General features: G+C 46.4%; 9 protein-coding genes and 1 pseudogene. 2 read left to right on the top strand and 8 right to left on the bottom strand.

Annotated elements, in window-relative coordinates; genetic code table 11:
* Positions 1-268 precede the first annotated feature (268 nt).
* Both DW677_RS14440 and DW677_RS14435 read left to right on the top strand, forming a co-directional pair.
* Complete coding sequence (locus DW677_RS14440) at positions 269-1,672, top strand: sigma 54-interacting transcriptional regulator (RefSeq protein WP_117483558.1); 1,404 nt, start codon at positions 269-271, stop codon at positions 1,670-1,672.
* A 136-nt stretch (positions 1,673-1,808) separates the two neighbouring features.
* Positions 1,809-2,471, top strand: coding sequence for an AroM family protein (locus DW677_RS14435; RefSeq protein WP_117468963.1), 663 nt, complete (start codon positions 1,809-1,811; stop codon positions 2,469-2,471).
* A gap of 297 nt (positions 2,472-2,768) precedes the next feature.
* On the opposite strand, the gene DW677_RS14430 is transcribed toward DW677_RS14435, so the two are convergent.
* From DW677_RS14430 to DW677_RS14390, 8 genes and pseudogenes are all read right to left on the bottom strand, one after another.
* Entirely contained in the window at positions 2,769-3,947 is a 1,179-nt protein-coding gene (locus DW677_RS14430; protein WP_117483560.1) for a ribose-phosphate pyrophosphokinase, read from the bottom strand.
* A 211-nt stretch (positions 3,948-4,158) separates the two neighbouring features.
* Positions 4,159-5,157 carry an ATP-binding protein gene (locus DW677_RS14425; RefSeq protein ID WP_117483561.1) on the bottom strand — a complete coding sequence of 333 codons (999 nt, stop codon included), beginning with the start codon at positions 5,155-5,157 and terminating at the stop codon, positions 4,159-4,161.
* Between the two features lie 112 nt (positions 5,158-5,269).
* Positions 5,270-6,397 carry a DnaD domain protein gene (locus tag DW677_RS14420; RefSeq protein ID WP_117483599.1) on the bottom strand — a complete coding sequence of 376 codons (1,128 nt, stop codon included), beginning with the start codon at positions 6,395-6,397 and terminating at the stop codon, positions 5,270-5,272.
* Between the two features lie 405 nt (positions 6,398-6,802).
* Positions 6,803-8,185, bottom strand: a complete 1,383-nt coding sequence (murC, locus tag DW677_RS14415; protein ID WP_117567672.1) for a UDP-N-acetylmuramate--L-alanine ligase — start codon at positions 8,183-8,185, stop codon at positions 6,803-6,805.
* Between the two features lie 434 nt (positions 8,186-8,619).
* Entirely contained in the window at positions 8,620-9,123 is a 504-nt protein-coding gene (locus tag DW677_RS14410; protein ID WP_015552939.1) for a QueT transporter family protein, read from the bottom strand.
* A 280-nt stretch (positions 9,124-9,403) separates the two neighbouring features.
* A pseudogene (locus DW677_RS18855) lies at positions 9,404-10,399 on the bottom strand (tyrosine-type recombinase/integrase).
* 222 nt (positions 10,400-10,621) lie between these two features.
* Positions 10,622-10,795 carry a DUF6462 family protein gene (locus tag DW677_RS14395; protein ID WP_117468959.1) on the bottom strand — a complete coding sequence of 58 codons (174 nt, stop codon included), beginning with the start codon at positions 10,793-10,795 and terminating at the stop codon, positions 10,622-10,624.
* On the bottom strand, positions 10,785-12,359 hold the full coding sequence (locus DW677_RS14390) for a DNA primase family protein (RefSeq protein ID WP_147324969.1): 1,575 nt from the start codon (positions 12,357-12,359) through the stop codon (positions 10,785-10,787). Before DW677_RS14390 ends, DW677_RS14395 begins: the two co-directional genes overlap by 11 nt.
* Between the last annotated feature and the right edge of the window lie 52 nt (positions 12,360-12,411).

The raw sequence follows: 12,411 nt of genomic DNA, 5'->3' as shown, positions 1-12,411 counted from the left end.
TTTATAGTTGAAATATTGAAATAACCTCCAATACCCCCTTTTCCCGGCAGACCACCCACAGGTCTGCCGGTTTTGTGTTGTCATACCCTCAAACACGCATCAGTCAACACATAGTTTTCGGAGTGTAAAGACCATGCTAAGAACATGCTCAGTTACTTTTTTAAAGAACTGCCATGAGTTTCTGTATAGATATTTATTTAACAATATGGTACAATGAAGGTTGGAATTTTCAAATCAATACTGATCAAATTAGGTAGGGGCATTACATATGGGATATACAAAAACAAATGAAGCAGTGTTTAGCAATGAACTGCTGGACACTGTAATTGAACATTCCTTTGACGGGATCTACATCACGGACGGTCAGGCAAATACTTTGAAAGTAAACCGCTCCTATCTTACGATCTCCGGACTGAAGGTGTCCGAGGTATTAGGCGTCAACATGAGGGAGCTTGTAAAAAATGGAACGATCTCCGCTTCCGGAACGCTGATGGCGATGGATCAGAAGCGGCCGATCACGATCCAGCAGGAATTTAAGACCGGAAAACGGGCGCTTATCACAAGCAGTCCAATCTTTAACAATAAGAATGAAATCGTTCTGGTGATCACGAACGTGCGCGACATCACTGAGCTCTACCACCTGAAGGAAGAGGCCACACATCTGAAAACCGAGGGAAATCTCCTGAGGGAAGAGCTTTTAAGAATCCGAACGAGCCACCGGAATCAATGCAGTATGGTGGTGGAGGACTCCAGAACCGAAAAGGTCCTGTCCATGATCGACCGGGTAGCGCCCCTTGATACAACCGTGATCCTGTTCGGTGAAACCGGAGTCGGAAAAGAAGTCTTTGCGAAATATATTTATCAGCACAGCGCCAGAAAAAATAAACCATTTATCAAAGTAAACTGTGGCGCGATCCCTGCCAATCTGGTAGAAAGTGAGTTATTTGGATATGAAAAAGGTGCATTCACGGGAGCTGACAAAAATGGAAAAATGGGTCTGTTCGAGCTAGCGAACACCGGAACGATTTTCCTCGACGAGGTAGGAGAACTGCCCCTCGATATGCAGGTAAAACTTCTGCGCGTCTTACAGGAGCAGGAATTTGAGCGGATCGGCGGAAGAAAGCCGGTAAAAGTGGATGTCCGGGTCCTTGCCGCTACAAACCGTGATCTCGAGGAGATGGTAAAACAGAAGACGTTCCGCCAGGATCTCTATTACCGTCTGATGATCTTCCCGGTCCATATCCCGCCGCTCAGGGAACGTCCGGATGACATTCTTCCATTGGCGCAGCTCTTTTTACAGACTTTAAACCGAAAATATGATTTTAAAAAATACCTCTCCCCTCTTTCCGCCAAGATGATGCAGGACTACAGCTGGCCCGGAAATATCCGTGAGCTCAGAAACATTATTGAGCGGGCTGTCATCATCAGCAACGAGGATGAGATCGGTCCCGATGCTCTCCACTTATTCACAGTAGAAGATCGCCCGGAGACAAAGTCCAGAGTCCTCGACCCTGTAAAGGACCTGAAAACCGCTATGGAAGAGCTGGAGCTTGAATATATCAATCACGCCTACGAGAAATATGGAAATGTCCGTGAGGCTGCAGAGAGCCTCGGAATGACACCGTCAACGTTCGTCCGGAAGAGACAGAAATATACGAAAAATGTGGATTGATAGATGGGAAGCACAATGTTTATCTGGCTTTGAGGCTGCAGATGTGATATATTGATGATATCTAAGTAAAGGTATCATGTACCTGTGGACTGCCACAGGCAGCCCTCAAACCAATGATTCTGAAAGGGGTGTCACTATGAAAAAAATCGGCGCGATTACTGTCGGCCAGTCTCCCAGAGTTGACCTGATTCCTGAGATCCAGCCCATCCTCGGAGACTCGGTTGAGATCATTCAGGCCGGAGCTCTGGACGGACTTTCAAAGGAAGAGATCGCAAAGTTTGTTCCGCGTCCCGGTGAAAATGTCCTTGTGTCGAGACTTACAGACGGAACCTCAGCGACATTCGGAGAATCCTACATTCTTCCCCGCCTGCAGCTTTGCATTGACGATCTCGAACAGCAGGGTGTTTCCCTGATCCTTTTCCTCTGCACCGGAGAATTTCCGGCTGAATTTCGCTCTAATGTCCCCCTGATCTTCCCTGACCATATTTTAAAGGGACTGATCCCGGCCATCGGCGTGAAAAATCTGTCTGTCATCATTCCTACAAAGGAGCAGGAGGCACAGATGCCCGGAAAATGGAAAGACTGCTGTGACTCTCTCCACGTGACCTCTGTATCCCCATACGGTGATCCTCTCGCTGTTTTTGCAGCTGCAAAGGAGATCCCCGCCGATACAGATCTGATCCTTTTAGACTGCATCGGATACACCATCGAAATGAAGGAGCGCATCCAGGCTCTGACCCAAAAACCAGTCCTTCTTTCCCGTACACTCGTAGCACGGGTGATTCGTGAACTAGTCTAATGTTTTTTCCCACTTCATTTTCCAAGGGATTTTCAGTATCTCCTGTTTCCAATACTGTTCCGGTTATCGGGCCAAAACAGCCGAATATCCTGACATCTCAAGGCGCTACCTGCAATATAAGATCAAAAAGTACCATATCTCATCGCAATGTCACTATGATGAAAGCTGAATCTTTCATAAGAGTCCCAGAAATAAAGAAGTGCCTGTCCTTCTCCGGAAAATTTCCGGTAAAGGACAGGCATTCTTATATGGTCACATAATTTCTAATTCACTGCGGTTCGTTCACTGCCAATATTCTTATCTCTCCCCGGCGCGGTACTTCGCCAACAGGCGGTTGATCCTTCCTGTCGGGTTTAAGAGATCGCTCAAGGATGCGTCGTGGTTTAAGTTGTCGATGATAAGAGCAATGTACTTACTCATATCAACATTGATATAGTACGGTTTTGAGAGCAGCTCCGGTGTCTGATAAACAAGGTTCGTCGTCAGGACGCGGTCGATGATGCCATTCTCGTAGTACTCATCAAATTTCTTTAATCCGCCTGTAAAGAGACCGAATGTCGTGCAGATGAAGACCTTTCTTGCCTTCATTCTCTTTAACTCTTTTGCGGTGTCGAGCATGCTCTCGCCGGAGGAGATCATATCGTCAACGATGATCACGTCCTTGCCCTCCACGCTTGCGCCGAGGAACTCATGGGCAACGATCGGGTTGCGGCCGTTGATGATCTTTGTGTAATCACGTCTCTTGTAGAACATACCGAGATCCAGTCCGAGAACATTTGCGAAGAAGACTGCGCGTCCCATACCGCCTTCATCCGGGCTGATGACCATCATGTGGTCACTGTCGATCTCAAGCTCCTTCTCGTTCTTTAACAGGTATTTGATAAACTGGTAGATCGGCTGTACCGTCTCAAAGCCCTTTAATGGGATCGCATTCTGGACGCGCGGATCATGCGCATCGAACGTAATGATGTTCTCAACGCCCATGTCGACGAGCTCGCGGAGCGCCATCGCGCAGTCTAAGGACTCACGGCCCGTTCTCTTGTGCTGGCGGCTCTCATAGAGGAACGGCATGATCACATTGATCCTTCTGCCCTTTCCGCCTACGGCTGCGATCACACGCTTTAAATCCTGATAGTGGTCATCCGGAGACATGTGGTTCTTTAAGCCGTTCATCGTGTATGTCATGTTATAATTGCAGACATCTACCATAATATAGAGGTCATCACCGCGGACAGACTCTGTCAGCTCTCCCTTTGCCTCACCAGAGCCGAAACGCGGAGTCTTTGCGCCGATAATATAGGAATCTTTCTGGTATCCAGCAAAAGCGATCGTGGTCTTATGCTCGCTCTCTCTTTCTTTTCTCCACTCGACCAGCCAGGCATCTACCTTTTTACCCAGATCCTCACAGCTTTTCAGCGGAATCAGACCTAAAGGTCCAACCGGTATTGTCTCAATCTGCTTTTCTTCGTACAGCATTCCTGTTCCTCCCTGTTTTTTCTACTCATTATTTGATATTTTTATCCGCCGCTCTCCGGGCTGCCTGTTCTTCACGGCATTTACCCGGTTCCCCATTTTTGCAGCGTACATACATTTCATTTATAGCACCATCCACCCGCCCCGTCAACCGGATTTCCGGCCGTCTCCGACGAGATTTTCCTTTTTTCTCCGGCTATCCCGGCACGTTTTATTATCCTCTGCGCATAAATCCTCTGCGCACGAGACGGAGGTCATCCCCGATCAATGGTATGATCTTATACCGGCTCATGATCCTTGAGGTCACGCGCTCCGTGAACGCGTCCTGAAGCTCGCCAAGTGTCAGGTTTGTGGAGATGATCGTTCCCTTATTTCGGTTCAGCCGCTCATTGACACAGTAAAACATCTGGGATGCCGTGAATGTATTGATCAATTCAGTTCCAAGGTCGTCGATGATCAGAAGGTCACAATCCAGAATATAGGACGCCCGGTCCTTCGCCTCATCGTCATCGCCTCCATTGAAACGGCTTCCTGCCAGAATGTCGAACATATCCGTTGCCGTGAGATAGACCACAGAAAAATATCTTCGGATCAGCTCCCGCGCAATACAGTTGCTCAGAAATGTCTTTCCACAGCCAGTATTTCCGGTGAACAGGATACTTCCTTTCTCATTTTTGAAGTTTTCCACATATTCCCTACATTCCCTGATCACCCTGGACATATAGTCGTAAACGGTCATCCCTGTCTTTTCGTCCACATGATCCCTGTCGTAGTATGCCATGGAAAGTGTGTCGAAATTCTCCCGTTCCAGAACTTCGCGGATATTCGACTGGTCGTACAGGATCTCGATCTCCATGTGCTTGAAGCAGTGGCATTTTTTTCCGTCCGTGTATCCCGTATCCTTACAGTCCGGGCAGACATACTGGAGTTCCAGATAGTTTGTTGGGTATCCGTTCTGTTTTAAGTAGACCGCTTTCTGCTCTTTTAAAAATTCCGCGTCTTTTTTCAACTGATCCGCTGCCGTGCGGTTACCGGCGAGGATCTTTCTCGCCGCCTGAGCCATAGTCGCCGCAATCTCGTCGGACAGTGCCTCTACCTGTGGAACTTTCTCGTACACTTCCGCGATCCGCTTATCCTGCTCGCGCTTGTCCTGAAACTGTCTCTGATTGTAGACACGCATGATCGCGTCGTACTGGGAATTACTGAGTGCCATCCGCACTGCCTCCTTTTTTCCTGTATTTTTTACGAGTTTCCATTCAGAGAACTTATTCCCCGTACACAGTAACTCTTGCGGTCCATGCATCAAGGTGCGGACCGACTGACCGTTATTTTCTGTTCTTTATGTCATCCCAGACATAATCATCGTAATTGTAGGACCGCTGTTCAAAGTTGTTGAACCGGTTTGTCGATGTGTTCCGGGTCTGTCTCGATGCCGCGCCGGATTTTTTCGCCTGTTTCTCCTGACGAAGTTTATCTAAGGCCTCAACGTCCTGTAAGGTCCGCACGCCGTTTTCCTTCCAGCCTGTGAGGATCTTGTCGGCATATGGGAAGCTCGCCGCTCCCGTGGCTGTGAGCGTCCTGTTGCATGCCTCCGTGACGATCGCAGCGTCAAAGCCGAACTCTTTGAACCAGCGGCGCATAAACTCCTGCTCCGCGGTTCCGGCGTTCCGGCCCATGATGCCGAAGGCTTTCATGACTGCGGAGGTGTCTTTTGAGTATCTCGTGGAGTGCTCTCTCGCCTCGTCGCGGGTATGGATCCCGGCCTGATACCAGTTCAGCGCCACTTTTTCTATGTAACGGATGCTGGTGTGGCCGCCCTCGGCGCAGTATTCCGCCAGGTATTCCAGAAGCTCGCAGGACATGTGGAGAACGTCATAGAAATAGGCGAATTTCTCGCACTCGATGGCGCTGAACGTCTTTCCGAGATACTGTTGGACCGCGTAGAGGAGAGCAGAGAATTCTTCATCTGCCGACAGACGCTTCATTCGGTCGTAGCTGTTGCCGGCGTCCGGGATATCCGGGGTTCCGGATTGCTGCTTCGCCATGCCGCGGTCGCTGCTCTGCGGCTGTTTTCCGTTGTCCGCCATAGTCTCTTCCGGCATTCTTCCCTCCACATCAGTATCCCCGTAATTTCTCCGTGATTCCGGTGCCATGTATCCGGTGTCTGTCATGTTTTCTCTCGTAACCGCAGATTCACTCACCACCGTTTCCTCTTTCTCCGGTGCAAGCACACCGGCGCGCTCCCAGTATGCCAGGGCACGGCGGACATCTGCCTCTGTGTGGTTCAAAGCGTCCGCGATATCCGGGATCTCCACACTTTCCCCGGCGTGGCGCAGAAGATATAAGTACACCTTTACATATTCTCCGCTGGCTGTCCCCATGTATTCGTCAATAAATGTATTGGAAACGGCGGTCACTGCCGCATTTATGTTGTTTTTGTAGCCTAAACCCATTCTTTTTTCACCCTTTATGTTCACGTTCCATTTCAAATCTGCCTGATATATCCGCCTTCTGCCCTATCGGTCGTTCTCTCCATCGGCCACTTACGTCTCACATTTTCAGTTTTCCGGGCAGCACCGCACTTTCCGGCACACTCGTTATCTCTTCTCATCTTGAAATATCATAACATACCCCCACAAAAAATGAAATAGCCGGAATTATCCACTGCGCTGATTGTGGATAATGTGGATAACGTGGATAAATGCGTTACATAATTATCAATAAAACTCGAAAAATTCCCGTTTTTCCTTATTTTTCCCTACTTTCCGGCATTTTCAAATTTACAGTTATGTAAATCAAAAAATCCACAGGGTATTCAACAGGATTCTGTTGAAAACTCTGTGGATAATGTGGATAACTTACTGTCCAAGGAGCTTTTCGCCCACTTTTACAATATCTCCGGCCCCCATAGTTATCAACAGGTCGCCGTTGACGCAATTTTCAAGAAGAAATGTCTCGATCGCATCGAAACTCGGGAAATAGTGGGTATCCGTCCCCAGCGCAGCGATCTTTTCCGCCAATGTCTCAGAGCTGATTCCCAGATTGTCCGTCTCCCGGGCTGCATAGATGTCCGCGAGAACAACATGGTCCGCTGTGGATAACGCCTTCGCAAAGTCCTCCATCAGCGCCTTGGTTCTCGTATATGTATGCGGCTGGAAGACGCACCAGATCTCACGGTGTGGGTAATTTTTCGCCGCTGCCAGAGTTGCCGCGATCTCCTGCGGATGATGCGCGTAGTCATCAATGACGGTCACACCGCCGATCATGCCTTTTTTCTCGAATCTGCGGTGTGTGCCCGTAAATTTTAAGAGTCCGTTCCTGACCCCCTCGCCGCGGATTCCCAGCTCATGAGCCGCCGCGATGGCCGCCAGGGAATTGTATACATTGTGAATTCCCGGAACGCCCAGAGTAATTGTATCAATTGCTTTTCCGTCTTCTAAGAGAGTGTATGTCGCGCAGGCATTCTCGTTGAATGTCACATCCGAGGCGCTGTAGTGGCTCTTTGCCGGATCACTTCCGACGGTGATCACCTTGATCGGAAGTCCGTCACAGATCTCCTTATAGTCGTGGATATCGCTGTTGATGATCAGGATGCCGTTTTCCGGAAGAAGCTCCGCAAATTTGCGGAAAGAATGGCGGATATCTTCGATGTCTTTGAAGAAATCGAGGTGATCTGCTTCTATATTTAATATGATCTCCATGTTCGGGAAGAAGGACAGGAAGCTGTTTGTATACTCACAGGCCTCTGTCACGAAGAGCTCCGGACCGCCGACACGGATGTTGCCGCCGATAGAGTCCAGCATTCCGCCGACAGAGATCGTCGGGTTCTTCTTCTCGTCCATAAGGATCTCCGTCAGCATGGAGGTCGTCGTTGTCTTTCCGTGGGTACCGGATATGGCGATGGATTTCTCATAGTTTTTCATGAGCTGTCCGAGAAGCTCTGCTCTGGAAAGGATCGGCAGATTCTTCGCCGCTGCCGCCGCGTACTCCGGGTTATCCGGGTGGACTGCCGCTGTATATACAACAGCGTCGATATCGTCAGTAATGTTCTCCGCCCGCTGCCCGTAGACGACCTTTGCGCCGTGGGCGGTGAGCTTATCGGTGAGCTCGGATTCATGGGCATCGGAGCCGCTTACTGTGAATCCTCTCTCCAGCAGGATCTCAGCCAGTCCGCTCATGCTGATTCCGCCGATTCCGATAAAGTGAATGTGTTCTGGTTTATTAAAATCGATATGATACATCGTTGTCTCCTTTCGGATGTTTGATCTCTATTTTAAATGTTTTACACTGTATACATTTAAGCACGTATAAAATATGTGTTTAAATATACACAGTCTTTTACACATGATATCACAAAAATTAAAGAAAATCTATCCTCGAGGAAAAATTAACATGAGGCGAAATTCACGCAGATCTTTTCTTTTCTGTGCAGCACTTTCTATATAAAAGGGGCGTGTGAAAAAATGAGAAATCATTTGGCCCTTCTTTTTTATAGGCTATGTTTTTTCACAGCCCCTCGCGCGGTCACTTGCGACAATCTACATCTTCGCGCGAGTGCGCATCTTTGGCACGTTAGTGCCTTTTTATGGAACAGGGAATTTCTCGAAATTTCCTGTTCCATAAAAAATCCCGCATCTACTGGATTTTTCATCCAACAGATACGGGATCACTAATTTTACGCTGCAGCTTTTCCAAAAATCACATGCTGATACCGGATCAGAACGGATAACAGGATCTGTCCGAGAATACCGATAGCCAGGATCTCTCCGATTCCGACTGTGATCGTGGAAAACCAGATCATGTCCTCAGAACCGTATGCGAAGCGGAGCACCCACGGAACAATGATCATGTTCGCGAGGATCGGCGGAACAGATACCAGGTAACGGTTTTTCCGGAGCAGGTAAGAACCTACCGCACCGATCAGAGTCGCAATACTTCCAAAGATCACATCGAGAGCCGCCGCGCCGCCAAGGAAGTTGGCCAGCAGGCATCCGATAAAGAGTCCCGGAATTGCCGCCGGGGTAAAGTACGGAAGTACGCAGAGAAGCTCAGAGATCCGAAACTGGATCGGTCCAAAGCTGATCGGCAGGAACACCATCGTCAGCACCACATAGATCGCCGCGATAGCCGCCCCGTATACAAGTGTCAGTACCGGGCTGTTTGTTGCGTTGTTTTTCATATTCAGTTTCTCCTTTAGTTTTGTTTTAGGTGTGGAAGGTCTCGAACACACCGGTCATTGCTACAAATTTCCTTATAAATAAAGGCTTTTTGCGACCTTGGGGATTCACTGTTTGCTAAAGTAAAATGCCTGTTACACAATTTTTACACAGTTTCTGTTTTTATTGCCTCATTTTCCGTGAACTTTCTGAGTCAGCACACATTTGACCATGCAACCAAGATTCCCTTTAAGCCCATAGATTATACCATCTTTCAACAGCAATCGCAATACTTTTAGCAACTTATGCTTCCTTTTCAAAAATCTGTTCCATTTTCTCCATCTCCTTTACTTTCGTATCTGGTAACACATGCGAATATAAATCAGCAGTCATTGAAAATGTTGCGTGTCCCAAAATACACTGCATGCTCTTAAGTTCAATTCCACACTCTAAGCCGCGTGTAGCAAACGTATGCCGTAATGTGTGAAATGTAAATACTGGAATATCAATTCCCTCTTCCTGCATATTTTTCATGCATCGTTTTAAATCAGCAGTTACTCTATCACGAGTTACTGGTCTTCCTTCATTCGTCGTAAATACGAGATCTTCTAGCCCTTCCAATGGTTTTCACAACGCTCCAGCTAACTTTTTTGTCTCTTCCTGTTTTTCTCTTTGGCGTATTAGCATATCACAACATACTCCCAGCATCGGAATTGTTCTTCTCGATGTCTTTGTCTTAGGTGTATCCCTGTAATGACCATGACTTTTTATGTATTTGATGGTTCCTGTTACATGAACTTCCCTCTTTTCAAAGTCTATGTCTGCCCATGTCAGGCCTCTGACTTCTCCGTTCCTCATTCCAGTACACAAGGCCAACTGATATAATTCATAGAAGGGACTATGCTCTTTCGCATATTCTAAAAATGCCTTCTGCTGTTCCATACTTAATACCACTTTTTCTTTTCTCTCCTTTCCATTAGACAGCGTAGATAATGCCACTACATTCTCTTTTAACATTCCCAATTTTACGGCTTGCTTAAACATCCCGGATAAAATCGCAGCTACAATTTTAATAGTCCCCTTAGCAAGACCTTTGTTCGACATCACGTTGTAAATTTTTTCTATATGCTCTATACGAACACTGGTCAACCGTTTTTTTCCTATTATCGGTTTGATCTGACCATTATAATTATTCGTATAATTTTCTATCGTTCCTGCCTTTACTCTGGGTTTTTTGTACTTTTCAATCCATTCATCAAACCATCCCTGCACTGTGATTTTGCTTGGCGTTCTATACATTCCATGTGTTACTTCATAACGTAGATCTTCCAGTTTTTTCTCTACGACCTTTAAATTCGGATCATAGATTGCAGGATATGTCTCCCCTTCATACTGGAACCTTCCCATATACAATCCGTCTTTTCTTTGAACTATGCCTTTGGGCAACTTTTTTCCTTTCTGATCGTATGCCATAAAACACGCCGAGCGGGTCTCTCTTTTGAAACCCGCTCTTCTTCCTCCTTACTTTGAATTTTCTTCCACCCACAAATCAAACTTATCGATGTTGATCAACAGGCGAGAGCCTATCTTAACTCTCACCTCTGCATCCCGTGCTAAACGCAATGCAGTATTTCTTCCAATTCCGCCTGCATATTCTTGAAACTCTGGGATCGATAATAACCTCTTAGTAGACATGACAATTTCCTCCTTCATTTTTCCACGTAACTCCTCTGATTGCAGACATTGCATTTTTCCCTGTTTCATGATATCGTCTCTTTACACAGCTCTGTTCATTCGCACAAATCCACTGGATCAATGTATTCTGAGGCAACGGGTCAAACCCATAGTTGGCACAAAATTTCCGATAGCCCTCATACACTTCCGAAGTGTATATGTAATCTTTGTCATTTCCAGTTATCGCTAAACAGCTTTCCATAAATTGTTGAGCCGTTCCGCTACCGTCAAACATGCAATATCTCCAGTTTTCCTTCAGTCTGTCAGCCACACAACAAGGAGAAAACATAAAGTTATTTCGGATTAGTTTTGATACTCTTTTTAAGCACAGTGAAATAATTTGTTCTTTCTCCCGAATGAGCTCAGATATTAGATTCAAATCTGCCTGTTTTCTTGTCACACTATATAAGAATGGAACAATTACCATGCGATCCCAAAAAGAATCATCATCCTCTTCTTTTGCTACAACTACAGGAAAATTGCTCGCAAAAAGGAATTTCATATTACTGTGGATCTGTGTATAGTCTCTAAATTTTCCTTCGATGGTTACTTTATCCCCACCAGTAATGCACTTGATTTCAGAGACCGTTTCTCTGGGAATTTTGCCATTGGGAAGATCCATACAGAGATTCAGAATTTTTCCTTCTATGTCTGCAAGTCCAAATCTTCCTCCTAACTGATTTATCGATCTAGTTATCGTTAGATCTTCTCCCAATAGTTTAATCAACAGTTTTCCTATCGTACTCTTCCCGCTGTTTGGCGCATTTCCCATCACGAAAAAGCATTTTCCGTAATTTAGCGCGGTAAGCATATATCCCATCGCTTCCATTATTCTTTCTTTTGTTTCGCCGTCTCCGTCGCTTGAAGTCTCCAGGAACTTTCGGAATGTTGGTGCATCTCGATCTTCTGTCCAATTGGTTTGAAGTTCGTAGAAAGTCAGATACTCCGATGAATGCTTATGCAGTTTAAGGGTCCGTAAATCCAGTACTCCATTTCGAAAAACGACATAATACTGCCCTTCAGCAATGCGTTCCTCACAATTCTCCGGTATTCTGGTTTTATCTGATTGCATAAACTTTAGCAAGTGTCTGAACAGATCTGTTGTTGTACATCCGAACGCATCATACCTGACCCGTTCTCTGACCATACTCATCAGTTCTTCTGGGGTATGGATGATCTGATAAGTGCGATCATTGTAAAAGTACACCCGGTTCTCGTACACAATAATGTGCACTTTGGCTATGATTTCACGCTCTCTGTCTAACAGATTTTTCTTATCATCTGCTTTGCCAGCACACCTTATTGAACTTTGAAATCTTTCGCTGCTTAAGTTCTGCTGGTCTGTATTATTCACATTAACTTTTTCGCCCAGCTTCACTGGATTTCTTTTTTCAAACTCTCCCCTTTTCTTCCGTATATCTTCCACGAGTTCTCCTGCCTTAATTGATCCAATTTCCTCCGAATCTGAGACTTTCACTCTCTTTTTCTCATATACTGGCCAATTCGAAAGTCCCCATTCCTGCAACCTAGTTTTCTTGCATTTTACGGAGCTCAGCGGTCACCATTCTGTTTTAGAA

This window comes from Clostridium sp. AM25-23AC (assembly GCF_003435125.1).
Lineage (GTDB): Bacteria > Bacillota > Clostridia > Lachnospirales > Lachnospiraceae > Pilosibacter > Pilosibacter fragilis.
The sequence above is the reverse complement of the archived record's forward strand: the minus strand, read 5'-3'. Positions and strand labels throughout refer to the sequence as shown.